At 59.4% G+C, this 25,788-nt stretch carries 20 protein-coding genes and 2 pseudogenes; 15 read left to right on the forward strand and 7 right to left on the reverse strand.

The genetic code is table 11. The features are described from left to right. The first annotated feature begins 84 nt into the window (after positions 1–84). The 7 genes and pseudogenes from miaE (at position 85) to ACTG2U_RS01215 (ending at position 5,993) form a co-directional block, all read left to right on the forward strand. Positions 85–842, forward strand: a pseudogene (gene miaE, locus ACTG2U_RS01185) (tRNA isopentenyl-2-thiomethyl-A-37 hydroxylase MiaE). 303 nt (positions 843–1,145) lie between these two features. Next, positions 1,146–1,790, forward strand: a complete 645-nt coding sequence (gene adk, locus ACTG2U_RS01190; RefSeq protein ID WP_439973900.1) for an adenylate kinase — start codon at positions 1,146–1,148, stop codon at positions 1,788–1,790. A 98-nt stretch (positions 1,791–1,888) separates the two neighbouring features. Then, positions 1,889–2,863, forward strand: coding sequence for a ferrochelatase (hemH, locus tag ACTG2U_RS01195; RefSeq protein WP_240533573.1), 975 nt, complete (start codon positions 1,889–1,891; stop codon positions 2,861–2,863). 34 nt (positions 2,864–2,897) lie between these two features. Then, a complete protein-coding gene (locus ACTG2U_RS01200) occupies positions 2,898–3,290 on the forward strand; it encodes an MAPEG family protein (RefSeq protein ID WP_005359993.1) in 393 nt (130 codons plus the stop codon). Positions 3,291–3,476: 186 nt separating this feature from the next. Further along, positions 3,477–4,780, forward strand: a pseudogene (locus tag ACTG2U_RS01205) (inosine/guanosine kinase). A gap of 180 nt (positions 4,781–4,960) precedes the next feature. Further along, on the forward strand, positions 4,961–5,323 hold the full coding sequence (locus tag ACTG2U_RS01210; protein ID WP_005337077.1) for a DUF2750 domain-containing protein: 363 nt from the start codon (positions 4,961–4,963) through the stop codon (positions 5,321–5,323). Positions 5,324–5,498: 175 nt separating this feature from the next. After that, positions 5,499–5,993: a hypothetical protein gene (locus ACTG2U_RS01215; protein ID WP_042055706.1), complete on the forward strand. Its 495-nt coding sequence runs from the start codon at positions 5,499–5,501 to the stop codon at positions 5,991–5,993. Here ACTG2U_RS01215 and ACTG2U_RS01220 read toward each other — a convergent pair. After that, entirely contained in the window at positions 5,956–7,596 is a 1,641-nt protein-coding gene (locus ACTG2U_RS01220; protein ID WP_439973901.1) for an EAL domain-containing protein, read from the reverse strand. The two genes, ACTG2U_RS01215 and ACTG2U_RS01220, sit on opposite strands and share 38 nt — an antisense overlap. A 189-nt stretch (positions 7,597–7,785) precedes the next feature. Between ACTG2U_RS01220 and glgC the strand changes: the two genes are divergently transcribed. After that, positions 7,786–9,060 carry a glucose-1-phosphate adenylyltransferase gene (gene glgC / locus ACTG2U_RS01225; protein WP_064338134.1) on the forward strand — a complete coding sequence of 425 codons (1,275 nt, stop codon included), beginning with the start codon at positions 7,786–7,788 and terminating at the stop codon, positions 9,058–9,060. A gap of 84 nt (positions 9,061–9,144) precedes the next feature. Here the strand turns inward: glgC and ACTG2U_RS01230 are convergent, their stop codons facing one another. Both ACTG2U_RS01230 and ACTG2U_RS01235 read right to left on the reverse strand, forming a co-directional pair. Next, positions 9,145–11,142, reverse strand: coding sequence for a hypothetical protein (locus tag ACTG2U_RS01230; RefSeq protein ID WP_439973902.1), 1,998 nt, complete (start codon positions 11,140–11,142; stop codon positions 9,145–9,147). 195 nt (positions 11,143–11,337) lie between these two features. Then, positions 11,338–11,889 carry a lipoprotein gene (locus ACTG2U_RS01235; RefSeq protein WP_042055713.1) on the reverse strand — a complete coding sequence of 184 codons (552 nt, stop codon included), beginning with the start codon at positions 11,887–11,889 and terminating at the stop codon, positions 11,338–11,340. A gap of 296 nt (positions 11,890–12,185) precedes the next feature. Between ACTG2U_RS01235 and ACTG2U_RS01240 the strand changes: the two genes are divergently transcribed. After that, positions 12,186–12,905, forward strand: a complete 720-nt coding sequence (locus ACTG2U_RS01240) for a hypothetical protein (protein ID WP_421310635.1) — start codon at positions 12,186–12,188, stop codon at positions 12,903–12,905. A 12-nt stretch (positions 12,906–12,917) separates the two neighbouring features. Here the strand turns inward: ACTG2U_RS01240 and ACTG2U_RS01245 are convergent, their stop codons facing one another. The 3 genes from ACTG2U_RS01245 to ACTG2U_RS01255 all read right to left on the reverse strand — a co-directional run bounded on the left by ACTG2U_RS01245 (position 12,918) and on the right by ACTG2U_RS01255 (position 16,412). Further along, a complete protein-coding gene (locus ACTG2U_RS01245; protein ID WP_042023947.1) occupies positions 12,918–13,379 on the reverse strand; it encodes a DUF2919 domain-containing protein in 462 nt (153 codons plus the stop codon). Between the two features lie 148 nt (positions 13,380–13,527). Then, the gene (gene corA, locus ACTG2U_RS01250; RefSeq protein ID WP_005337059.1) at positions 13,528–14,475 is read right to left on the reverse strand and encodes a magnesium/cobalt transporter CorA; all 948 of its coding nucleotides are present in this window, start codon (positions 14,473–14,475) and stop codon (positions 13,528–13,530) included. Between the two features lie 293 nt (positions 14,476–14,768). Further along, on the reverse strand, positions 14,769–16,412 hold the full coding sequence (locus ACTG2U_RS01255) for an electron transfer flavoprotein-ubiquinone oxidoreductase (RefSeq protein WP_439973903.1): 1,644 nt from the start codon (positions 16,410–16,412) through the stop codon (positions 14,769–14,771). A gap of 169 nt (positions 16,413–16,581) precedes the next feature. On the opposite strand from ACTG2U_RS01255, the gene ACTG2U_RS01260 reads away from it, so the two are divergent. The 5 genes from ACTG2U_RS01260 (at position 16,582) to aroG (ending at position 22,358) form a co-directional block, all read left to right on the forward strand. Continuing rightward, positions 16,582–17,334, forward strand: coding sequence for an electron transfer flavoprotein subunit beta/FixA family protein (locus ACTG2U_RS01260; protein ID WP_439973904.1), 753 nt, complete (start codon positions 16,582–16,584; stop codon positions 17,332–17,334). Continuing rightward, entirely contained in the window at positions 17,331–18,257 is a 927-nt protein-coding gene (locus ACTG2U_RS01265; protein WP_429025541.1) for an electron transfer flavoprotein subunit alpha/FixB family protein, read from the forward strand. The genes ACTG2U_RS01260 and ACTG2U_RS01265 overlap by 4 nt, the downstream gene beginning before the upstream one ends. 225 nt (positions 18,258–18,482) lie before the next feature. Beyond that, complete coding sequence (gene serC / locus ACTG2U_RS01270) at positions 18,483–19,571, forward strand: 3-phosphoserine/phosphohydroxythreonine transaminase (protein WP_439973905.1); 1,089 nt, start codon at positions 18,483–18,485, stop codon at positions 19,569–19,571. Between the two features lie 227 nt (positions 19,572–19,798). Further along, positions 19,799–21,082, forward strand: a complete 1,284-nt coding sequence (gene aroA, locus ACTG2U_RS01275) for a 3-phosphoshikimate 1-carboxyvinyltransferase (RefSeq protein WP_005351267.1) — start codon at positions 19,799–19,801, stop codon at positions 21,080–21,082. 220 nt (positions 21,083–21,302) lie between these two features. Then, entirely contained in the window at positions 21,303–22,358 is a 1,056-nt protein-coding gene (gene aroG, locus ACTG2U_RS01280) for a 3-deoxy-7-phosphoheptulonate synthase AroG (RefSeq protein WP_110303869.1), read from the forward strand. 126 nt (positions 22,359–22,484) lie between these two features. Here aroG and ACTG2U_RS01285 read toward each other — a convergent pair whose 3' ends face one another. Beyond that, complete coding sequence (locus ACTG2U_RS01285; protein ID WP_439973906.1) at positions 22,485–24,080, reverse strand: methyl-accepting chemotaxis protein; 1,596 nt, start codon at positions 24,078–24,080, stop codon at positions 22,485–22,487. 256 nt (positions 24,081–24,336) lie between these two features. Between ACTG2U_RS01285 and hutW the strand changes: the two genes are divergently transcribed. Next, positions 24,337–25,698: a heme anaerobic degradation radical SAM methyltransferase ChuW/HutW gene (gene hutW, locus ACTG2U_RS01290; protein WP_439973907.1), complete on the forward strand. Its 1,362-nt coding sequence runs from the start codon at positions 24,337–24,339 to the stop codon at positions 25,696–25,698. Positions 25,699–25,788 lie beyond the last annotated feature (90 nt).

Raw genomic sequence — 25,788 nt, forward strand, 5'->3', positions numbered from 1 at the left:
CCGGATATGGGCATGGCCAGCGGGATCCGCTAGCATAGGCGGCAACATATATGACCGATACGCTTTTAAGAGACGAGAGTTCAGATGGATGATCTGCTAGCCCCAGTGCGCCAGTTTTTGCAGTGCGAGACCCCGGATGAGTGGGTAGAGATGGCGCGGGATCCGGCCCGTTTACCGACCCTGCTCATCGATCACGCCAACTGCGAGACCAAGGCCGCACTCACTGCCCACAGTCTGGTGCGCCGCTACTGCCTGCCCAAGGGCAAGCGCCATCTGTTGCCCAAGCTGGAGTTTTATCGCGAGCTGGATGCCATTCCGGAGAAGGCCGAGATCCTGGGCAAACGCAGCATGGGGGAGTCTGATCGCACCGTCTTTGCCGAGCTGGAACGCAATCCGCTGCTGTTTCCCATGGTGAGACTCATTCAGGAGGAGCTGCATCACTTCGAACAGGTGCTGGAGATCATGCAGGCCCGCGGCATCGAATACGGCCGGTGACGGCCTCCCGCTATGCCCGCCAATTGATGCAGCATGTGCGCACCCATGAGCCGGCCACCATAGTCGACAAGATGATCATCGGCGCCTATATCGAGGCCCGCTCCTGCGAGCGGTTTGCCAAGCTGGCGCCCCATCTGGACGAGGAGCTGAGCCGCTTCTATGTCTCTTTGCTGCGTTCCGAGGCGCGTCACTATCAGGATTACCTGAGCCTGGCCGAACAGTACGCAGGGGAGGATATCAGCGAGCGGGTGGCCTTCTTTGGCAAGCTGGAAGCCGAGCTAATCTGCTCGCCGGATCCGCAGTTCCGGTTCCATAGCGGCCTGCCTGTTACATCTGACAGTTGTTGACGCACAGGGGGCAAACTACTATTGCCCTGTTCCTACTACGAGCGACAAGTAGTTACTTTTGAGCACAATTCCCGGCCCTGAGCCGGGATCTTTTTTTCTGCCGTACCTCCTTCCTGCATTTGGCGCTCTATGCTGAATCCTTGGCTATTTTTGCGTCTTCCCCTTGCGATGAAATCCTGTTCGATCAGCCGGTTATTGTGGTGATAAAGTGCTCATTCAAGTGGCTCACCCTTGTAGAAACGGGCGAAACCGTGTACTTTTTTGCCTTCGCAAGATTTGAATAACCAATCAATAGGAGCGTGTATGCGCATTGTTCTGTTGGGGGCTCCGGGCGCCGGCAAAGGTACCCAGGCTCAGTTCATCATGGAAAAATACGGTATTCCCCAGATCTCCACCGGCGACATGCTGCGTGCGGCGATCAAAGCGGGCACCGAGCTCGGTCTGAAAGCCAAAGCTGTGATGGACGCAGGTCAGCTGGTCTCTGACGACATCATCATCGGTCTGGTCAAAGAGCGCATCGCTCAGCCGGACTGCGCCAAAGGCTTCCTGTTGGACGGTTTCCCGCGCACCATTCCCCAGGCGCAAGCCATGAAGGACGCCGGTGTCGTGGTTGATTTCGTGCTGGAGTTCGATGTGCCGGACGAAGAGATCGTCAAGCGCATGAGCGGCCGTCGCGTTCACTCCGGCTCCGGCCGTACCTACCATGTTGTGTTCAACCCGCCGAAAGTGGAAGGCAAGGATGACGTGACCGGTGAAGATCTGGTGATCCGCGCCGACGACGAAGAGACCACAGTACGCAAGCGTCTGGATGTATATCATCAGCAGACCGCGCCGCTGATCGGTTTCTACGGCAAAGAGGCGGAAGCGGGCCACACCCGTTATGTCAAGATCGACGGCACCCAGCCGGTTGATCTGGTCAGCAAGCAGCTTGCCACCATTCTGGGCTGATCTTTGCTGCCGGCACAGTTTCCCGTGCCATCAGATAAATAAAGAGAAGGGCCCTGTCGGGCCCTTTTTGCATAATGACAGATAGACAGGAAGCCAACGTGACCACGAAAACCGGAATATTGCTGGTCAATCTGGGTACCCCAGCCGCACCGACCACCGCTGCCGTCAAAGCGTTCCTCAGCCAGTTCCTGCACGATCCCCGTGTGGTGGACCTGCCCCGTTACCTCTGGTGCCCGCTGCTCCACTTCATCATCTTGCCGACGCGCTCGCCCAAAGTGGCCAAGCTCTATCAGCAGGTGTGGACCGAGCAGGGCTCGCCGCTGATGGTGATAAGCAAGCAGCAGCGTGCTGCGCTGGAGCAGGAGCTCAAGCGGGAGGGGGTCGATGTGCCGGTGGAGCTGGCGATGACCTATGGTTCCCCGTCAGTGAATGATGGCTGGCAGGCGCTCAAGGCCAAAGGGGTCACCCGGGTGATCCTGTTGCCGCTCTATCCGCAATATTCGGTCAGTACCACCGCCTCGGTCTTCGATGCCTGGGGCAAGGCGATGAAGAGAGAACGCAATCTGCCGGTGGTACGGCTCATTCGTGATTATCACGCCCACCCCGAATACATTCAGGCGCTGGCCATGAGCGTGCGCCGTCACTGGGAGCAGCAGGGCCAGGGTGATCACCTGCTGATGTCGTTCCACGGTATTCCCGAGCGCTATGAGAACGAAGGGGACCCCTATGGTCACCAGTGTCGCCATACCGCCAGCTTGCTGGCCGAGGCGCTCGGGCTGGAGTCCGGGCAGTGGACGGCCAGTTTCCAGTCTCGCTTTGGCAAGGAGGAGTGGCTCAAGCCCTACACAGACGTGACCATCGCCGGTATGCCTGCTGCGGGCATCAAGCGGCTCGATGTAATTTGTCCTGCCTTTGCGGCCGATTGCCTCGAAACCCTTGAGGAAATTCAGGTACAGAATCGGGAGATCTTCATGGAGGCCGGTGGCGAGCGGTTTGAATATATTCCGGCCCTCAACAGCGATCAGGCCCACATCAGGATGATGGTCTCTCTCATCTGCCGCGAATTGGCATGAGTGACCGGCAGTCAGTCAAACAAGGAGTCGAGTCATGGTACATATCACGCTGATCTACGCAGGCCTGCTGGGGCTGCTGTTTCTGGGGCTCTCCTTCTGGGTGGTCAAACGCCGCGCCCAGTTCGGGGTGATGATAGGGCAGGGGGAGGCCCCCGAGCTGCTGGCGGCGATCCGGGCCCACGGCAATTTTGCCGAGTATGTGCCGCTGACCCTGCTGCTGATGGCGCTGTGCGAGCTATCCGGTGCCGGTGCGCTCTGGCTGCATGCCGGTGGCGCAATGCTGTTGGTCGGCCGCATCCTGCATGCCATCGGCATCCAGATCCCCAAAGCCCCCAATGTGCCCCGTTTTCTGGGCACCTTGCTGTTCTGGCTCGCCCTCGGCCTCTTTTCGGTACTGGCACTGTTGCAGGGCATGGCAGCCGCCTGAAAACAGGCGCTTTTTTATGCTAGGGAACCACCCCGGACGGGGTGGTTTTTTTATGGTGAAAAGGCAAACGTTTTTCCTTGCAAGCCTTGTCTATACTGACTCCATTATTTAAACAGGGCGACTTTTCGGGGCGGCGGATTGTGTTAAAATCCCGCCCCTCTTTCCCCCAGAGCACAGAACATTGCCATGAAATTTCCCGGTCAGCGCAAGTCCAAACACTACTTCCCTGTCGACAGACGCGATCCCCTGGTTCCGCAAAATCCCCTGTTAACCGAGCTGGGTAAAGCCTACGTCGTCGGGATTGATCAGACCCTGGTTGATATCGAAGCCCATGTGGATGAAGACTTTCTGACCCGCTATGGTCTGAGCAAGGGGCACTCCGTCGTTATCAATGACGATGTAGCCGAACGGATTTATGACGAGCTCAAGGCCAACAACATGGTAGTGAGCGAGTTTGCCGGTGGCACCATTGGCAACACGGTACACAACTACTCGGTACTGGCCGATTCCCACTCCATCCTGCTGGGTGTGATGAGTCAGGATATTCGCATCGGCTGCTACGCCTACCGTTATCTGTGCAACACCTCTTCCCGCGTCAATCTGGACTATCTGCAGCCGGTGGATGGCCCCATCGGCCGTTGCTTCACCTTCATTACCGAGTGCGGCGAGCGCAGCTTCGGCATCAACGCCGGCAAGATGAACCAGCTGGATGTGCAGCATATTCCGGAGGATGTGATCAAAGGGGCGTCTGCCCTGGTGATCACCGCCTATCTGGTACGCGGTGACGATGGTGATCCGATGAAAGAGGCGGCCATGACCGCGGTGCGTTATGCCCGTGAGGCCGGTATTCCCGTGGTGCTGACCCTGGGGACCCGTTTCGTCATCGACGAAAACCCCCAGTGGTGGCGCGACTTCATTGCCGAGAACGTGACTGTGCTGGCGATGAACGAAGACGAAGGTGAAGCCCTGACCGGCATCGCAGATCCGCTCGGTGCTGCCGACAAGGCGCTCGACTGGGCCGACATGGTGCTCTGTACTGCTGGCCCCATCGGCCTTTACATGGCGAGTTATACCGATGAGGACTACAAGCGCGAGACCACCCATACCCTGTTGCCCGGCGTTATCCCCGAGTTCAACATGTATGAGTTCAGCCGCCCGATGGCCCGGGTCAAGTGCCGCAAACCGGCCCGTATCTACTCCACATCTCCCCGTATATGGGTGGCCCGGAGAAGATCAAGAACACCAACGGGGCAGGGGATGGCGCCCTTTCCGCCGTGCTGCACGACATGGTGGCCAACTCCTATCACCGGATGAATGTGCCCAACTCCGCCAAGCACATCTCCGAGTTCCTGACCTACTCCTCACTGGCCCAGGTGTGCAAATACGCCAACCGCGTCAGCTACGAGGTGTTGGCCCAGAGCAGTCCCCGTCTCTCCCGCGGTTTGCCGGAGAAAGAGGACAGTCTGGAAGAGGTTTACTGGGAGCGTTGATCTCCTGAATCTGCAAGACGCCTCCATCGGGAGGCGTTTTTGCAGGCAAATATGAGTTATCCCGGCTTTTTTCCCGGAATAACCCCAATATGCTTGAGTCCATGTCACTTTTACGACACCATTTGGCCATCGTATTGTCGCCCGACAATGCCGCAGCACCCGAAAGAAAGAGAGAACCCCATGAGCATGCTTAACGACAACCTTGACGCCAATTTCCAACTGTTTATCGAACAAGTCCGCGAGTCCGGTCAGGTGTGGGGTCTGCGCTATGGGGAAGACTGGGTCGTCTGCCGCTCCGCCGAATTTGAAGATGCCGACGTGATGCCGCTCTGGTCTGCCGAAGAGGACGCCCGTCTGCACTGTGTTGACGAGTGGGCCGATTACGAGCCGGAAGTGATCGATCTGGAAGAGTTTCTCGATATCTGGATCAACGATCTGGATGAAGACGATGTACTGGTCGGCCCGAACTGGAACGCCGACCTGGAAGGCCAGGAGCTCGAACCCATCGAGCTGGCCAAGGCACTGGTTGAACTGGACGCCTGAAAGCGCCTCCATTGATGGCCTGAACGCACAGGCCATCGGGACAAAGACCGGCATCCGTGAGGGTGCCGGTCTTTTTTATGGTCGAATGGCCCGATTGATGAGTTAAAAGCCGATTTGCCTTTGCACCTGTCAGGGGGATGGTCCATCATCAACCTTTTGCCAAGGGAGGAGCGCCATGTTTGTATTCGACGTAACGGGAGCTGCGGGTGAGAAGGCCAGCATTCGGGTGCAGGCGCTGGATTGGGCGCAAGCCGGACCTGTGACCTTCCAGTGCGATGATGATCAGCTGGCGGTCGTGCTTCTGAGCGGTTGTCGTTGCGACGCGGTGGGCTTTTTCAACCTGTTGGCGGGGTGTAAACCTCTCTATATCGAACAGTGGCTCAGCTATCTGCAGGAGAGTGGTCGCATTGGCAAGTGGAGTCACCAGACCGAGAGTCCCGCCGATGGGGACTATCTGGCCAGAGCCGGTCTGGAGCACGATGAGCTCAATACCCTGCTTGGCCAGGTCTATCAGGTGGCGGGGTTCAATCGCCTGCAAATCAACCGTTACCTCAAGAACCGCCACAACCCCACCACGCTGGCGACCCGTTACGATCAGAAAGAGCTGGAGCGCTATCGCCAGCTCAATGACATCATTCTAACCCTTTTAAAGCTGAAGCATCCTCAGTAAAGAGCCCCAGCTGGCTGATATCCGGTCGCAGCGGTTGCGGCCGGGCGATCAGATAGCCCTGCAAGCCATCGACGTACATCCCCTGCAGCAGCTGTTTCTGACCAAGCTGTTCTACCCCCTCTGCAATCACCTGACACCCCATCCGATGCGATACATCGACGATCATCCGCACGAACTGCTGGTTGGTCTGATCCTGCTCCAGTCCGGTGATCAGGGCAGGGTCCAGCTTGATGTAGTCGGGCTTGAGCTCGCGAAACAGGGTAAAGGAGCCGATCCCCTTGCCGAAATTGGCGATGGCCGAGCGACTGCCGTTGCGACGCAGCAGTTCAAACACCCGCTTGGCGCCTGTCAGGTTGCGTTCCAGATGCTCTTCATCCAGTTCGAACACCAGATTGGCGCTGGTATTGGGATCTTTGAGCAGCTGGCGGTCAAGCCAGATCAGGAAGGCGCTGTTTTGCAGCAGGTTGGGGGAGAGGTTGATTCCCCAGCGACTCTGGTTGGCACCAAAGGCCCGATACTGGCGCATGATGTGGGTAATGACCAGCTGCTCCAGCCGCATCACCATATCCAGCCGCTGGGCCATGGCAAACAGGGTGTCGGTGGGCAGGGCGGTGCCGTCATTGCCGCTGAAGCGGGTGTAGATCTCGTTGTAAGCCAGCATGCTACGGTGCAGGGGCTGGATCGGCTGGTAGGTAAAGCTGAGGCGCTCCTGCGCCAGCACTTCGGTCAGCACGTCGCGCCAGTGGTGTTGCCCCTGTAGCTCGGAGGCGCTGTCATCCTGCTGGATGGCCCAGCCGTTGATGGTTTCGGTCTGGGCGCGAGCCAGCGCCAGATCCGCTCTGGCCAGCACGGCTTCAATTTTCTGGCCGCTGCTGAGCTTGGTCAGACCCGAGTAACCGGTGCTTTCCAGCTCGTGCTGATCCTGATAGTGATCGAAGGCCACCTTCAAATCCTGCCCCAGCAGATGGGGAGGAATATTGGCCACCGGTTGCACCAGCACGGCGAAATCGGCCCCCGAAATGCGGTAGACCTGATTGCCCGGGAAGCGGCTTACCACCCGCTTGATAAGGGCTGCCATGTCCTTGATGTAGGCATCACCAGATTGGAAGCCGCGCTGGGCGTTGATCTTGCCAAGCTCGGTGGCACGGATCAGCACCAGGGTCGCGGTCTGGGTGTCCTGATCCCTCTGCAGCAACTCGGTCATGTCGCGGCGAAACGCGTGGCGGTTGAGTAGCTGGGTCAGCTCGTCGGTGGTGGCCAGATTGCTGAGCTCGGTCAGCTGGCGATGAGCGCTCTGCTCGGCACTTTCGAACTGTTCCAGCAGCTGTTGCAGCACCTCCTGGGAGGCGGGCTCATCGAGTTGTAAGGGATCCCGCCCTCTGATCGCCTTGACCCAGGTGAGCTCCTGATGCTGGAGCATGCCATCCATGGTGCGGATGGCCAGCATCAACAGCAGGATCATGCCAAGCAGTGTGGTGGTCAGAATAATGGCCAAAGTGAGCGGTGTGCTCTGAAGGGCCAACCAAACTGCTTGCAGGAGCAGCAGGGGTATGGTCACTATGGTGGCGATCAGAAAGAGGGTACGTCCGAGCTTGTGAACCATCTTGTCATCCTTGAAGTGGCTGCTTTGTGGGGGAATTTTAACCAAGCTGGCGGAGCAAAGCATGCTATTCCTCGCAACTCGGTGAAAAGGGTCAATTGAGATCGGTTAAATGTGAGTGAAACCACTTTCACAGGTGCCGAAACAGGCGAAGATGAGTTGAAAATAGATCAAACAAGGCAGAGGTAAATCATGTTGTTAGAGCCCGAAAATAGTGCCAAAGCACGACAATTATTGAACCAGAGTATGGCACTGGTGCTGGCGGGTGGACGTGGTAGTCGCCTGAAGCAGTTGACTGACAACCGCGCCAAGCCTGCCGTCCATTTCGGTGGCAAATTCCGGATCATTGATTTTGTGCTCTCCAACTGTATCAACTCGGGGATCCGCCGCGTTGGTGTAGTCACCCAATACAAGTCTCACAGTCTGCTGCGTCACCTGCAATCGGGCTGGTCCTTCCTGCGTTACCAGATGAACGAATTCATCGACCTGCTCCCTGCCCAGCAACGGGTGGACGAGGTGCACTGGTATCGCGGCACCGCCGATGCCATCTATCAGAACGTCGATATCATCCGTGACTACGGCCCCAAATACCTGGTGGTGCTGGCGGGGGATCACATCTACAAGATGGATTACGCTGCCATGCTGCTCGACCATGTGCGCCTTGGCGCCAAGGTGACTGTGGCTTGTATCGAGGTGCCGCGGGCTGAGGCATCCGCCTTCGGGATCATGGATATCGACGAGCAGCGCAAGATCCGCGCCTTCGTCGAAAAACCGGCCAATCCGCCCGCCATGCCAGGTTGCGAAGATCGCTCGCTGGCCTCCATGGGGATCTATATCTTCGAGGCGGAGTACCTCTATCAACTGCTGGAGGAGGATATTCACAATCAGGACTCCAAACACGACTTCGGGATGGATGTGATCCCCCGCATCGTGGAGGAGGGGATGGCATTTGCTCACCCCTTCAACATGTCCTGTGTCGGGGCGCGCGAGGGGCAAAAGCCCTACTGGCGTGACGTGGGAACGCTGGACTCCTTCTGGGAAGCGAACATGGATCTCGCCTCCGTGCTGCCCGAGCTCGATATCTACGATCAGAACTGGCCCATCTGGACCAGCCAGACCCTGACGCCACCGGCCAAGTTTGTGCAGGACCGCAATGGTCAGCACGGCATGACCATCAACTCCATGTTCTCGGGCGGTACCATCGTCAGTGGGTCATTTGTGCTCAACTCGGTGCTCTTTACCAATGTGCGGGTGCACTCCTTCTGCACCTTGGATCAGGCCATCATCTTCCCCGGGGTAGAGATTGGTGCCGGTTGCCGTCTGCGCCGGGTGGTGGTGGATAAAGGGTGTGTGCTACCCGATGGGCTGGTGGTGGGCGAGAATGCCGATGAGGATAGCCGCCGCTTCTACCGCTCCGAGCAGGGGATTGTGCTGGTGACCAAGGAGATGCTGGACAAGCTGGCTTGAGGAAGGCCCTTGAAACTGTGTCAGACGCTGTAATGCAAAGGGAGCCAACTTGGCTCCCTTTTTCATGCTGGTGAATGGCGAGGATTATTCGCTAACCACTGCTTTGGCGGCCATCACCATGGCGGTGCCGTGCTTGCCACCGGCGGCGGTCACTTGCGGTACGCCATCTTCGTCGGTATCGCTGCCGGCACCTTCGATGATGTTTTCGCCGGAGTCACCGATCCACTCAGCCATCTGCATGCCACCGTTGACGGTGCCACGGAACCAGCTGACGTACTGACCGGTCAGCTTGGCTAGCTCCAGCTCGGGCGCCTTCTCGGCCCCTTCGTTGCGCAGGTTCAGCATGGCAGAGCGCAGGGCGCCGGAGATGGCGGCCTGGGTCCAGGGGGTGTATTCACCCTGTTTACCCGCCAGCCAGGTGCCCGCTTTGGCATTGAAGTAGGCCTTGTCGGCAGCGATAAACAGCTCGCGGGCGGCAGTGCGGTACTTGGCATCGGAGGTAGCGAGGAACGCAGCGGTCAGACCACGGATGGCGGCGAACTGTGCATCGATGGAGTGGCCGGCATCGAGCTTGCCACCCAGCGTGATGCCGTCATGCACCAGACCATTTTTGCCCTTGAGGTTGGCAAGGATGAAATCGGCCTGCTTGCGGATAAGCTCAAGCGCTTGCTGACCCTGCTTGGTCTTGAGGTTCAGCTCGCCATTGTCACCGGCGGCGTAACCGACCGGCAGCGCGTCCTGAGCGCGCTGGAAGATCTGCAGGGCGACCAGTGCGTAAGCGGCGTCAAAGGTGGTGACGTGCTTGCCCTGTTTGCCTGCCTGCCAGCTGTCGACCAGGGTGCCAGCCTTGGCATCAAAGTGCAGGGCTGCCAGGTTCTTGAAGGTGAGGTTGGAGAGATTGATCGCCAGCGAGAAGGCATCGCTGCCCGCGACGGCCTTGCCCAGGTCATTGGCCTGGTTGGCAGCCGGTGCGGCGGCAAACGGCGCACCGTCAAACACGGCGTGGAAGGCCGGGTTCTGGTTGGTGTTGGCGCTGCGCTGATCGCTGAAGGCATAGAACTCGGAGAGCGGCCACAGCATCATCCAGGCATCGCGCAGCTGGGCGGAACCATCCACCACCTCCAGCTTGCCGATGGCACCGGCATCGTTGTTGCTGGTTTCGGTCACTTTCACCTGATGGGGGAAGTAAATCACGCCCTTGGCCGGATCGTACTGCGGGGTGATTTTGGCGCCCAGTTGCTTGCCATCGAAGCCGAGCTGGTTCTGCATGATGGCCAGCTTGTCGATGGATTGCTCGGTCAGCATCATGCCGTTGAAGCCATCGGCGGCAGAGACGCCCAGCTTGTGCTTGCCATCCTGATCCATGGTGGCGGAGGCGGCTTCTACCTCTTCATCGGTCTCGGCCACGTGCATGCCGCCGAGGAAGTCTTGCGACCACATCACCTCTTTGAGCAGGATACCGCCCACGGCTGCGGGCACCAGCAGGTTGTCACTGCCACTCCAGCGCAGGGTGCTGTAGTCACGGAAGTAGGCGGGGACCTGGGTCTTGACGGTTTTCTCGGTCCCTTTGGCGGTCTTGATGGTGATCTGGTCGCCATTGACCGGGGTGGCGTTGACGGCCTGGGCAAACTCCGGATTGGCGGAGGCGTAGGGCAGGGAGAGGGGATACATGCCCTGCGGCACTTCATCAGCCGGGAAGCCAACGGCATCGGCCATGGCCAACACCCGTTGCCCCAGAGATGCCATGGTGCCGCCACGGGCCAGGTTTTGCGGCCCGTTCACCAGATGCGGGCCCATGCCGGATTGGTAGTTGAGGGCGTACATCGCCTCTTCGGAGTATTCGTAGGATTCGATGCCGGCAGCGAAGTCGAACGGGGTCGGCTCATCGGCACGGTTGGCATCCAGCACATCCAGATCCAGCCCCAGCGCTTCGGCCAGCGGCTCACCGGAGAGCTCGAATTCGGTATAGGCCAGCATGTTGGCGGCGGTATTGAATGTCTTGTCTTCGACTTTGACGGCAGCGTGTGCGGCGCCGCTGATCAGTGCGCAGGCAATCGCCTGAACCAGTACGGTTTTTCTCATGTCCCTTCTCACCATTGGTTTTATTATTGACGCTTCTCATAACGAATCTAAATGAGAATGGTCTGCATTATGCTGTGTTGCAGGGGACTTGAGAAGTAAAAAACCGCCCCATTCGGCTGCACGTTAAACCGGATGTGTGCTGTCGAAGAGGACGGTTATCTGTTTATTGCGATGAAAGTGCCGGTGCGACGGCGATCAGAGCAGCTTGAACGGGATGACCAGACGGCCCGGCTCTACCTTGAGGGCTTCTACCTTCTCCTTGATCCTGGCTTCGTTCTTGCGGCTGCTGTCGAGGCGGTAGACCGGCGTCTGCGACAGGAACAGGGAGAGCGACTGATTGAAGGTGGGCAGCAGCGGGGTGAGGGCGGCCCCGATATCGGCCGGCTCGGTCTTGACCGAGAGCAGCTCAAGGTCGCGCAGATAGATGGCACCCTGATCGGCCACATAGTCCGGGCGTGCGCTCAGGGCAAATCGGATCTTCATCTGCTGGCTGCCAAGGGGGCTGCTCACCTGCAGGTCGCCAGCGGCGTCCAGCTCGATGCGATCTGCTTGTTTGCGGCCGATACGGCTCTGCATCTCATCCAGACGGATCTTGCTCGACATGATACCGGGGATCCCCAGCTGTTTTTCAAAAGAGACCTGATCTTTGAGGTACTGGTTGATTTCGGCCTCGCTGACGTTGTATTGGGTCAGCGAGCAGGCCCCCAGCAGCAGGGCGAGGGGGAGTAACAACAGCTGTTTCAACATGATGGATTCCGCTTGGGCAACTATGATGGCGCTATCTTACGCGATAACGGGCGTGTAATGAGAGCCTCATACCGTGGGAAATCACGGAGTTGCTGCATTCCCGACTGTTTTTTGGCAACCGCCGGGTTCATCATCGACGGGTGAACGAAATAGGGCTGAGCTGTTGGCTGCGGGCGTAGGTCTACGCCTTAAGCAGAGAGAAGAGAACAGAGAGCGAGAAGAGCACAGAGAACGAGGAGAGCGTAATGGTTCGGATGGGCAAGGTTGGCCGCAGGGCGCTGCTGTGGCTTGGCTGCATGATGGGACTGTGGAGCCCGTCGCTGTGGGCCGAGGTGAAAGTGATCCCGGTCTTCGAGGCGCAGGCGGCGGTGCAGACCCTCAAGGAGATCTATCCCCAGCTAGGGGTGAGTGCCATGGGTAATCAGCTGGTGCTGAGCGGGACGCCAGCCCAGCTGCAGGAGGCCGAAGCCACACTGGCACAGATCAACCAGCCACCGCAAAGCCTGCTTATCGAGTGGCGGGTGGAGGGGGCCGCCAGCGGTCAGCAACTGGGGGGCTCAATCAGTCGCGACGAGGTCAAGCGGCAGTGGTTGCTCGATGGCAGCGCACAGCAGTACCAGCGCAGCCAGAACGACAGCTGGCAGGTGCGCGGGCTGTCGGGCCGTCCCGTGCTGCTGCAGATGGGCTCCTATCAGCCGGTCACCTTCTATCAGTGGAACGGGGGCGCCGTGGTGGGGATGATGCCGCTGGTGAACGGCCTCTATGCCACGGCCACCTTGATTGGGGATCGGGTGCAGATTGCGCTGAGCAGCGAACAGGCGCGGCTGGATCAGGGCACCATCAATCGTGGTCAGAGTGCCACCGAGGTGAGCGGGGCCCCGGGCCAGTGGCTGACGGTGGGAGAGCTCTCGACCAGCTCAGCGGATCAGGGGAGTAGCCTCGGCACCCAGCTACAGGGGGGGCGAGGCAGCCAGAGCGAGCGCCAGACCCTGCAGATCCGGGTCACTCGCCAATAGGTGTCAGCCCCGTCAGTGGGGCTGATCTGCGGCATATTCCCGTAGCTGGCGACTGCGCAGCAGATACCAGAGCGCCCAGAGGCTGGCGACCAGCACCAGTGCGGTGGGCCAGCTGAATGACCATTTCTGCAGATTGAGGCTGTGCAGTTGCATCAGCAGACCGCTGACGGCAGAGCAGAGCAGCAGCAGCGGGCTGTGGCGCCGGAGTCTGGCGCGAATACTCTGGGTCTGCTGATAGGTGCCCCCGCAGGCGAGCAACGCCAGCATGGCGGGGACGTCGGTCAGCAGGCTGATGTAGAGGGTGATCTTGTCCGGATAAAAGAGGGTAAGGATCTCGCTGCCGCTCTCGCGGGTCACTCCCGCCATCAGAAAGAGCCAGACCGAGCGGGTCAGCAACAGGGCGATGGGCCAGAACCAGAGAGGCGGGCGCAACTGGCCGTGATCGTCATATCGGTGTTCGGGGTAGAGGGTCATGGTTGCCCGTTATCCACTTGAATTGAGTGATGAAGGGGATATGGGGCGACGAAGCGCCCTTTGCAAGGCGTTGGGGGTGGCGCAAATTAATCGGGGGGCCATGCCCCCCAATCCGTTTCTTCAGATATCGCAGCGCGCGTCGGCGGCGTTACAGCCAGCCTTTGCGTTTGAAGAATAGGCCGGTGCCGAGCGATGACATCACCATCAGCACCAGTGACATGGGATAACCATACTCCCAGGCGAGCTCCGGCATGCGGCCGAAGTTCATGCCGTAGATACTGGCGATCAGGGTCGGCGGCAGGAAGATCACGGCGGCTACCGAGAAGATCTTGATCACCTTGTTCTGCTCCAGATTGGTCACTCCCATGGAGGCCTCCAGCTGGAAGTTGATCTTGTCGAACAGGAACTGGGTGTGGGGCAAGAGAGACTCCACGTCGTGCAGCATCTCGTCGATCCACTTGTTCTGCTCAAGGCTCATGCGTTGGCGCAGGCTGCGTTTGAGGAAACGCAGGGCGCGGCGGGTATCGTGCAGAGAGAGACGGATCTGGCCGTTGGCCTCTTCCTGTGCCATCAACTCTTTTAGCATGGGGTTGATCTGATCCGGCTCGAAGATCTGATCGGCGGTGTTTTCCAAGGTCTTGTAACCATCTTCGATAAGGTCGGAGAGGTACTCCACCTTGAGGTTCTGCACCTCCAGCAGGATGTCGAGGGCATCCTCCACCTCCAGCCGATCCTGGCGCATATAGTGGCGCAGCAGGCGCACCAGCCCGATGTCATCTTCGCGAATGCTGATCAGCAGGTTGTTGCGCAGGGTGAAGGAGACGTGGACACCCTTGGTGTCACGACCGATCCGCTGGGGAAACAGGGAGTGAATGTGCAGACCATCGGTATCCCAGTAAAAACGGGCGGATGCTTCGATGTCGTCGAGCTCTTCCTTGTCGGGGACCTCTTCCAGGAACAGGCCCGTCAACCATTCTCGCTCTGCCGTGTCCGGCTTGTAGGCATCCAGCCAGACCGTGTTGTCAGGTACTATGTCGTCAGGCCCGAGCGTGACTATGTCCAGCACCTTGTTGTTGAGAATGTAGGCGGTGATCATCTGTCCCCCCTTAAAAAGTCATGGGTAATCAGGGATGGTTGCACAGGTCATGCGGCCTTAGATCGCTGCAGAAGGCGATCCCGTGGATAAGCAGATCGGGCCGATGGAAAACCTGAATGCGGCGAACTATACAGGGGCGGGCCGCGCTTGTCAGGGGCTATTCATCAGGGATTCAGCTTGTTTGTTCAAAAAAACAGCGAGGTCGGATCACCTGAGCGGCTATGCGGGGTAGAACCCAGCCTTTGGCTGGAGGAGGGCTAGCTGGGGCTGCTTGTTGCCGCTGCCCCGCTTCATCACATATTGGGATAATTGGGCCCGGAGCCTCCCTGTGGCGGTGTCCAGACGATATTTTGACTGGGATCTTTAATGTCACAGGTCTTGCAGTGGATGCAGTTGGCGGAGTTGATCTGCAGTTTGGCCGCGCCTTCCATTTCCAGTACCTCAAACACCCCGGCCGGACAGTAGCGTTGGGCGGGTTCGGCCCAGGTGGGCAGATTGACCTCGACCGGAATGCGCTCGTCCTGCAGCTTGAGGTGGCAAGGCTGATCCTCGTCGTGACTGGTGTTGGCCAGATACACAGACGAGAGCTTGTCAAAGCTCAGCTTGCCATCGGGTTTGGGATAATGGATGGGCTCGCAGCGGCTGGCAACGCGCAGCTGACGGTAATCGTGAGCCTTATCGAGCAGCTTGAAGGGCGAGTTTGCGCCAAACAGCCGTTGCTCCAGCCAGTTGAAGGCACCGCCTAACCAGGGACCATAGCGGTGAAGCGCCGCGCCGAAGTTGCGCGCCGCCTTGAGTTCGCGGGCCAGCCAGCTCTGGTGCAGCTCGTCACCATACTGGGCCAGATCCCGGCCCCCTTCATCGCCCCCCCGCAGGGCCATCGCGACGGTTTTTGCCGCCAGCATGCCGGACTTCATGGCGGTGTGGATCCCCTTGATGCGGGAAAAGTCGAGAGTGCCCGCATTACAACCGATCAGCAGGCCGCCCGGGAAGTGCATGCGGGGCAGGGCGTGCCAGCCCCCCTTGGTGATGGCGCGGGCGCCATAGCTGATGCGCTCACCTCCTTGCAACACGCCAGCGATAAGCGGGTGATGTTTGAGGCGCTGGAATTCGTCGAACGGGCTGAGCCAGGGATTCTGGTAGTTGAGATCGACAATCAGCCCGACCGCGACCTGATCCCCCTCCATGTGATAGAGATAGAAACCGCCGTGACTATTGCCGCCCCCCTGCTTGCCGAGGGGCCAGCCACTGCCGTGCAGTACCTGTCCCGCTTTGCCTTGGCCAGCAGGCAGTTGCCACAGCTCCTTGAAGCCGATGGCATAGTGCTGGGGCTGGGCAGGGCTTGCCAGATTGAATGCGGCGATCAGCTGTTTGCCGAGATGACCGCGGGCCCCCTCGGCAAAGAGGGTGTAGCGGCCGAGCAGCGCCATGCCGGGCACATGATCAGCTTTTGGATTGCCCGCCCGATCCAGCCCCAGATCGCCGGTGATGACCCCCTTGACCCGGCCCGCTTCCATGATAAGTTCGCTGGCGGTAAATCCCGGGTATATTTCGACTCCCAGTTTTTCCGCCTGCTGGCCAAGCCAGCGGCAGAGATTGCCCAGACTGACCACATGGCAACCCTGATTGTGCATCCGGGGTGGCACCGCCCAGGCGGGGAGTTGCAGGGAGCGTTGCTCGCTTTGCAGCAGATGAACCTGATCGTCGCTGACCTGCACGCCGAGCGGTGCTTGCTGCCAGCAATCCGGCAGCAGCTCTTGCAAGGCGACGGGATCAAACAGGGCGCCGGAGAGCAGATGGGCGCCAATTTCCGCCCCCTTCTCCAGCAGACAGACAGAGAGAGTGGCATCCTGCTGTTTCAGGGCGATGGCTGCACTGAGCCCCGCCGGACCGCCGCCGACGATGACGACATCAAATTCCATTGCTTCCCGTTCCATCTTGCCTCTGCGCTCTGGTTGGCCTAGGGTAATGCTGGTAGTTTACGTAAACGTAAAGCAGTTGTAAGCAAAACTGAGCAAGAAAAAGCAAAAAATCAGGGAAGGGCGTACTGCAACAAACGCAGAGGCACACTAATGAATTCAATCCAAAGAGACGAGGCATGACCCCATGAAGCTGCTGGTCGCAATCAAACGGGTAGTCGACTACAACGTCAAGATCCGGGTGAAGGGAGACGGCTCCGACGTGGAGCTCGCCAATGTGAAGATGGGGATCAACCCCTTTTGTGAAATTGCGGTGGAGGAGGGGGTCAGGCTGCGGGAAGCCGGGGTTGCCAGCGAGCTGGTGGTGGTGACCTTTGGCCCTGACGCTGCCGCCGAGCAACTGCGCCATGGGCTGGCGCTGGGGGCGGATCGGGCGCTGCATTATGTCACCGATCAGACGCTCGCCCCGCTGACTGTCGCCCGCGCCTTGCACAAGGTGTGCGAGCAGGAGCAGCCGGATCTGGTGCTGCTCGGCAAGCAGTCCATCGATTCAGACAACAATCAGGTGGCCCAGATGCTGGCTGCCCTCAATGATTGGCCGCTGGCGACCTGCGCGTCCGCCCTCAAGGTGGAAGCGGGAGAATTGCTGGTGACTCGCGAAATTGACGGTGGCCTAGAGACCCTGGGCATGCCGTTGCCTGCTGTGGTGAGCACCGATCTGCGTTTGAATGAACCGCGTTTTGCCTCGCTACCCAACATCATGAAGGCCAAGCGCAAGCCGCTTGATAGCGCTCCGTTTTCGACACTCGCCGTTGAGGTGGCCAACCAGACCCGTTTGCTCGGGGTGATGGCGCCGCCAGCCCGCAGCGCAGGGATCAAGGTGGGCTCGGTGGACGAGCTGGTGGACAAACTCAAACACGAAGCGAAGGTGCTGCCATGAGCGTGCTGATCATTGCCGAACATCATCAGGGCCATCTGGCCGACAACGTGGCACAACTGGTGACCGCTGCCGTCTCCATCGGCGGTCAGGTTGACCTGCTGTTGCTCGGGCAGGGACTGACCGAGGCGGGTGAACAGGCGGCAGCTCTCGGCGGCGTCGACAAGGTGTTGCTTGCCGAACATCCCCGCTTGGCTGACGGGCTGCTGGATGGGGTGGACAAGCTGCTGGCCAGCTGGTGCGAAGGTTACAGCCACTGCCTGATGGCGGCGAGTGCCATGGGCAAGGCGTTGCTGCCACAGGTGGCGGCCCGGCTCGGGGTGGAGATGCTCTCCGAGGTGACGGCTATCGAGAGCAGCGACATCTTCCTGCGCCCCATCTATGCGGGCAATGCCATTGCCAGAGTGGCAAGCTCGGCACCCGTCAAAGTGATGACGGTGCGTGCCACCGCGTTTGCCAAGGCGTCGACAGGCGGGCAGGCTCCCATCGAGCACTTGGCCGTGCCCGAATTCGCTGGTCGTACCCGGCTGGTCGAGCGCCGCGCGGTGCGCTCAAGCAGGCCCGAACTGACCGCCGCTCGGGTGGTGGTCTCCGGTGGCCGAGCCCTTGGTTCCAAGGCGCAGTTTGCCCTGATTGAGGCGCTGGCCGACAAGCTGGGCGGTGCCGTGGGGGCATCGCGAGCCGCCGTTGATGCGGGATATGTCGCCAACGATCTGCAAGTGGGACAGACCGGCAAGGTGGTGGCGCCCGAGCTCTATATCGCGGTCGGTATTTCGGGCGCCATCCAGCATCTGGCGGGGATGAAGGAGTCGAAAGTGATCGTGGCCATCAACAAGGACAGCGACGCCCCCATCTTTCAGGTGGCGGACTACGGGTTGGTGGGGGATCTCTTCACCCTGCTGCCTGAGCTCACCGCCAAACTGTAAATTTGTCAGAAATGGCTGGGCTGTGGTCGTTTATGCGCTCTGCCCGCCATTTCTGTGCATGTTCCCTGCAAGCCCTGACCCGTTCAGGGCTTTTTCTACTGTAAGGGGGACGCAGAGTGACGGTAAAAGGTTGAGCCAGCTCCCAAAAAGCCTTTGATCCGCTGGCTGCTCTTGTGTAAAACCTGACAAGTCATCGATTACTCTCATCCACTCACGGAAAGCGTCATGAGCAAACAGATTTACAACTTCTGCGCCGGCCCCGCCATGCTGCCGGTTGAAGTCATGGAGCGCGCCCAGCGCGAATTTTGTAATTTTCAGGGGCTGGGAGCCTCGGTCATGGAGCTTTCCCATCGCGGCAAGCCCTACATGGCGGTGGCCGAGAAGGCCGAAGCGGATCTGCGCGAGCTGCTGGCGGTGCCGGACAACTACAAGGTGCTCTTCATGCATGGTGGCGGCCGCGGTCAGTTCTCCGCCGTGCCCATGAACCTGCTGGGCGGCGCCAACAAGAAGGCGGACTTCCTGCTGACCGGCGTCTGGTCCCAGAGCGCGGTGGATGAAGCCAAAAAGTATGGCGATATCCAGACCTTCCAGGGGGTTGCCAAGAACGAGCAGGGGATCTCTCACCTGCTGCCGACCCCGGCGTTTCGCGCCGATGCGGCTTATGTTCACTTCTGTCCGAACGAAACCATTGACGGCATCGAGATGTTTGACATCCCGGCTACCGGCGAGGTGCCGCTGGTGGCGGATCTCTCCTCCACCATTCTCTCCCGTCCTCTCGAGGTGAGCCGCTTTGGCATCATCTATGCCGGTGCCCAGAAAAATATCGGGCCGTCCGGGCTTGCCATTGCCATCGTGCGCGATGATCTGCTGGATCAGGCGAGAGCCGATGTGCCCTCGATTTTCGACTACAAGCTGACTGCCAAGAACGACTCCATGTTCAACACGCCGCCCACCTACGCCTGGTATCTGGCCGGTCTGGTGTTCGAGTGGCTGAAAGAACAGGGTGGCCTCGAGGCGATGGAAGCGCGCAACAAGGAGAAGGCAGACTTCCTGTATGACTATCTCGATCAGTCGAGCTTCTACGGCAATCAGGTGGATGTCAGCTGCCGTTCGCGGATGAACATCCCGTTCCAGCTGAAAAATGCCGAGCTGGACAAGCAGTTCCTGGCCGAATCGGAAGCCGCTGGCTTGCTGGCCCTCAAAGGGCACCGCATCGTCGGTGGCATGCGCGCCAGCATCTACAACGCCATGCCGCTGGAGGGAGTGAAGGCCCTGGTGAGCTTTATGGATGGCTTTGCCAAGCGCAACGGCTGAGAAGAGTGCCCCTATGTGTTTGCTGGTGGCCTCTCGTGACAACCAGTGAGCCGCTTCCAGCTATTGCAGTGATTCAAGACGCCGGGGATACCCCGGCGTCTTTTTTTCAACAGAACCAGCGCGCTGGCGTTTGCCGTGCGATTTCCCCTGAAAGTGCCCTTGCCGAGCGGGACGCAGGCTGTTAACGTCCGGACAGGCGTTTATTTTTGAGATAGCACAGGAAGTCTATGAATTCGTTGCGTTTGGAACCCATTTCTCGTGTGGCTGGTGAGGTCAATCTGCCCGGCTCCAAGAGTGTCTCTAACCGTGCGTTGCTGTTGGCGGCGCTGGCTCGTGGCACCACCCGTCTGACCAACCTGCTCGACAGCGATGACATTCGTCATATGCTGGCTGCGCTGACCCAGCTCGGGGTCAAGTACAAGCTCTCCGCCGACAAGACCGAGTGTACCGTGCAGGGTCTGGGTCGCAGCTTTGCGGTGAAAGAGCCGGTCAATCTGTTCCTCGGCAACGCCGGTACCGCCATGCGACCGCTGTGCGCCGCCCTGTGCCTCGGCTCCGGTGAATATACCCTGGGCGGCGAGCCGCGCATGGAAGAGCGTCCCATCGGCCATCTGGTGGATGCCCTGCGTGAAGCGGGTGCCCATATCCAGTACCTGAAACACGATGGTTATCCGCCGCTGGTGGTGGATGCCAAGGGGCTGTGGGGCGGCGATGTGCACGTCGACGGCTCCGTCTCCAGCCAGTTCCTGACCGCGTTTTTGATGGCAGCGCCGATGGCGGCCGGTGATACCCGGATCCACATCAAGGGGGAGCTGGTCTCCAAGCCCTACATCGACATCACCCTGCACATCATGAAGCAGTTCGGGGTGGTCATCGAGCACGACAACTACAAGCTGTTCTATATCAAGGGCAACCAGACCTATATCAGCCCGGGTGATTTTCTAGTGGAAGGGGATGCCTCCAGCGCCTCCTACTTCCTCGCGGCGGGCGCCATCAAGGGCAAGGTGCGGGTCACCGGTATCGGCAAGCACAGCATTCAGGGTGATATCCACTTCGCTGACGTGCTGGAGAAGATGGGCGCGCGCATCACCTGGGGTGATGATTTCATCGAGGCGGAGCAGGCGCCGTTGCACGGAGTGGATATGGACATGAACCATATTCCCGATGCGGCCATGACCATCGCGGTTGCCGCGCTGTTTGCCGAGGGGCCGACCTCCATTCGCAATATCTACAACTGGCGGGTGAAGGAGACCGATCGTCTGCACGCAATGGCGACCGAGTTGCGCAAGCTGGGCGTCGAAGTGGAGGAGGGGCATGACTTTATCACCGTGACCCCGCCGACCCAGCTCAAGCATGCCGAGATCGATACCTACAACGATCACCGTATCGCCATGTGCTTCTCGCTGGTGGCGCTGTCGGATACCCCGGTCACCATCAATGATCCCAAGTGCACCTCGAAGACCTTCCCGGATTACTTCGACAAGCTGGCCAGTATCAGCCAGCGTGGCTGATCACTGACAAACCCGTCATCACCGACGCTTCGGGCCCGCGCTGAGCGGGCCTTTTTGCCTTCCTTATCCGCACTTCCATTTCGCCTAGCATCATTTCAATAACTTGCAAGATTGTCATATAAAATAGTTTTGTGATTGCTGTAATTTCCTATTTACACATGCGCTGTCGCGGGCTATGTTGAGATTTCCTAATCGCAGTCATCTAGCAGGAAGCCTTGTCATGCAGCATCAAACCGACGACGTTCGTATCAGTGAAATCAAAGAGTTATTACCCCCGGTTGCGGTGCTTGAGAAGTTTCCGGCTACCGAGGTTGCCTCGTCCACCGTTTTTGAATCCCGTCAGGCCATTCACAACATCCTGGCCGGCGAAGATGATCGTCTGCTGGTGGTGATTGGCCCATGCTCCATCCATGATCCGGTTGCCGCGCTGGAGTACGGCAAGCGCCTCAAAGCGTTGCGCGACGAGCTGAAAGGTCAGCTGGAGATCGTGATGCGGGTCTATTTCGAAAAACCGCGCACCACAGTGGGCTGGAAGGGGCTGATCAACGATCCGTACCTCGACAATAGCTGCAAGATCAACGATGGTCTGCGCATTGGTCGCAAGCTGTTACTGGATCTCAACGACATGGGGCTGCCGACTGCCTCCGAGTTCCTCGACATGATCACCCCGCAATATGTGGCGGACCTGATGAGCTGGGGCGCTATCGGTGCCCGAACCACCGAATCCCAGGTACACCGCGAGCTGGCCTCCGGTCTCTCCTGTCCGGTGGGCTTCAAGAACGGCACAGACGGTACCATCAAGGTTGCCATCGATGCCATCGGTGCCGCCAGTGCGCCGCACCACTTCCTGTCGGTCACCAAATACGGTCACTCCGCCATCGTGGCGACCCGCGGCAACCCGGACTGTCACATCATTCTGCGTGGTGGTCGTGAGCCGAACTACAGCGCGGCCCATGTCAGCGAAGTTGTGAAGGGGCTGGAGAAGGCTGGTCTGCCACAGAAGGTGATGATCGACTTTAGTCACGCCAACAGCAGCAAACAGTTCAAGAACCAGATGGTGGTGGCTGAAGATGTGGCCAGCCAACTGCGTGCCGGTAGCAAGGCGGTGTTTGGGGTAATGGTGGAGAGCCATCTGGTAGAAGGCCGTCAGGATCTGGTGGAAGGGTGTGAACTCACCGTCGGCCAGAGCATCACCGATGCCTGCATCGGTTGGGCCGATACCGAAGTGCTGCTGCGCAATCTGGCGGATGCCGTCGCAACCCGTAACGCCCGTTAAAGCTATCCTGGCGGCGCTGTTAATAGTCAGCGCGCCGCTGGAGTAGCAACGCGACCGTTCGGCCAAATCGAATCCATAAAGCAAAAGCGCGACCCTCGGGTCGCGCTTTTTCATATGTGAAGTGGATTACCAGCGGTAGGTTTTCAGCAGCGCCTCCAGTTTCTGACACTGCTCCACCAACTGGATGCTGGCGAGGTTGGCGGCGTGCGCCTGACCCAGTGTGTCGTTGGAGGTGTTGCGGATGTCACTCACCGAGCTGTCTACCTCATGGCAGACCCTGTCCTGCTCTTCGGCCGACTGGGCCATTTGGGCGTTGAGGTCGTTGATGCGGGCGATGCGCTCGATGATGTTCTGCATGGCTGCCAGGGTCGCTTCGGTCTTGCTGATGCTCTCATCGGCTTTGCTTTTTGCATCCCCGATCACCGTAACTGCGCTCTGGGCCTCATTTTGCAGGGCGGCGATCATCTGGGAGATCTCTTCGCTGGCGGCGCGGCTGCGGTTGGAGAGGGCTCGAACTTCATCGGCCACCACCGCAAAGCCACGGCCTTGCTCACCTGCCCGGGCCGCTTCAATTGCAGCGTTAAGGGCCAGCAGGTTGGTCTGATCGGCAATCCCCTTGATCACCTCGAGTACGCCGTCTACCGCTAGGCAGCGGCTGTCGAGTTGCTGGATCACCTGATCCACCCGATCGATCTCTGCCGACATCTCGCCCATGTCGGTGATGGAGTGCTGGGCGAGACGGCTGGTGTCGGCGGCATCCTGATTGGTGAGGGCGGAGAGCTCGGCGCTGTGACGGGCATGTTCGCGCACTTCATGAGAGCTGGCGGCCAGTTCGCTGACGGCGGCGGCGACCTGGGTGGTCATCCCCTCTTGCTGACGGGCCGAGTTTTCGGTCTGGGTCGCGACCTGACGGATCTGGTTTGATTCCTGATAGAGCTGGTGGGTCGCTCCTTCCACCTCCTGCAGGCTGTGGCGGAATCCCTGCACCATGTCATTGACGGCGCGGGTCATCTGGCCCAGTTCATCCCGGCTGTGATTGACCAGGGGGAGGGCGAGGTCGCGCTCTTTGGCCATCCGGATCATGGTGAGCTGCAGCTGGCGCAGTGGGTGTTTCACGTAGCGTTGCAATACCCACCAGAGCAAGCCGAAGCCAATGCTGAAGACGGCGGCCAGGCTGCCGCTCAGGATCAGGTTGTTGTGGCGGATCTCGCCGAAGGTGTGGCTGAGGTCATAACTGATCCGCACTGCCCCCATCACGGTTCCTTCATTGACCTGGTGACAGGTGAGGCACTGGGTGCCGCGATACTCCTTGTAGGCTTTGAACGGTTTGATCAGGGTGAGCCGGTTGCCCTGCTGCTCCAGGATGGCTTCGCCCTGATTGATGGCACGCTCATCGAGGGGATCCTGCGCTTTCTGATCCGGATAACCCGGGCCAAACAGGTTGCTGACGGCCGGCGCTCGCACCAGACGGGCCTCAACGATGCCCGCTTCACTCTTGAGTTTGGTCTGCACTATCTGCCGGTTGGCCATGCCACCGGTCATCATCAGCACGTTCACCTGATCCATATAGGTGTTGGCCATGCTCTCAACTTTCTCCTCTGCCAGCCGGATGGCGAGATCCCGTTGCAGCCAGGCGGAGAGTTCGAAGCAGAGGCCAAAGGTGGTGCTGATGACCAGCGCAAGAGGGAGGAATATTTTCCAGTTCAAGGAGAGGTTATGCATTTTGGGCAAGTTCCATGCGCTTGGTGTTGTTATGTGATCCCGTATCATCTTGATCGTAGACGAAGAAACGGCGGGAGATGGTTCTCTATCGGCACACGATAACCACTCTTGAGTAAATAATCTGTTAAGCAGATCGGTAATGCAGGTTGCCAAAATGCCTTTCGGGAGGGGGGCTGCTCCTCGGGTTGATCCAGAACAAATTGCCAGTAACGATAATCGTTATCATTGTCATTATTTGCTGATAATAGTGACCATCATGAATCTGACCCCTTCCATGACCGGTATTGCCACGCCGGATCCCCTCAAGTTTGCTTTTAGCGCCAAGACCTCGGCTCACGCCAGTCGGGGAGGGATGCGCCCCTTCCCGCTGGATGAGGCTGGCTGGCAGAGCTGGTGGCAGCGAGAGAGTGAAGCTGAGGATCGCGCCCTTTACATCCATATTCCGTTTTGCCGAAAGCGCTGCAGCTTCTGCAATTTCTTTGAAAATGGCGCCAACCCGGCGCGGATCAACCGCTATGTCAACGCCTTGTGCGCCTCCCTTGCGCAGGCGGCTGACACCCCGCTGGCGCAGAGCATGCCGTTTTCAGCCGTCTATGTGGGGGGCGGTACGCCGACCGACATGAGCGCCGACGAGCTGGCCATGCTGGCCGCCGTGATCCGCCGTTTTCCGCTGGCGGCGGATGCCGAGGTGACGCTGGAGGGACGCCTCAACGGCTTTGATGATGAGAAATGGCAGGTGGCGTTGGCGGGGGGCTTCAACCGCTTCTCCTTCGGGGTGCAGAGCTTTGATACCCGGGTGCGTCAGCAGGCGGCCCGTTTCGATGACAGGGAGACCTTGCTGACCCGTCTGGGTGAGCTGACCCGGGATGATGCGGCTGTGATCGTGGCGGATCTCATCTTTGGTCTGCCCGGTCAGGATGATGCCGTGTGGCAGCAGGATATCCGCGATGTGATGGCAAGCGGGGTGCACGGGGTCGATCTCTACCAGCTCATCGCCATGCAAGGCACCAATCTGGAGCGAGCGCAGGAGAAGGGCACCCTGGATTGGCTCGCCGATGGTCAGCAGCGGGCGGCTATGTATGCCTATGGCGGGGCGCAACTGGAAGCCCACGGCTGGGAGCGTCTCTCTTGCAGCCACTGGCGGCGCAGTCCGGCCGAGCAGAGTCGTTATAACCAGATGGCCAAGCGCGGTGCGGAGATCCTCCCCTTTGGTGCCGGTGCTGGGGGCAGCATTCTTGGCCATGGCTTGATGTATGGACGGGATCTGGCCCCCTGGCACGATGCACTGGCCAGTGGCAAGCGGGCGCCCGGGATGGTGATGGGACGCAATCCCAATGCAAGGATGGACGGTCTGCTCCGTGGATCCCTCGACAGCGGTGTGCTGGCGCTGGATCGTCTGCCAGCGCCTTTGCTGACCCATCTGATGCCGCTTTTTGCCGCCTGGCAGCAGCACGGGCTGGCCGAGACCAAGAACGCACGGTTGCAACTCACCCTCGCCGGACGCTTCTGGAACGTCAATATGCAGGCTGGCTTGTTCGAGTTCTTGCAGCTCAATCCGCTCGATGGTTCAGCGCCGCCCAGCCATGGTACTGCCCCGGTACGCCATTCGCTGGTTTGAGCCCGAGCGGAGCATTTGCATGGCTCCGAGTGAACCATAACGAAAGAGGGAGCCTTGCAGGCTCCCTCTTTTGGCTTGGCAGTTAGCGTC

The sequence above is a fragment of the Aeromonas sp. 95A genome, from assembly GCF_051919235.1.
Classification (GTDB): domain Bacteria; phylum Pseudomonadota; class Gammaproteobacteria; order Enterobacterales; family Aeromonadaceae; genus Aeromonas; species Aeromonas veronii.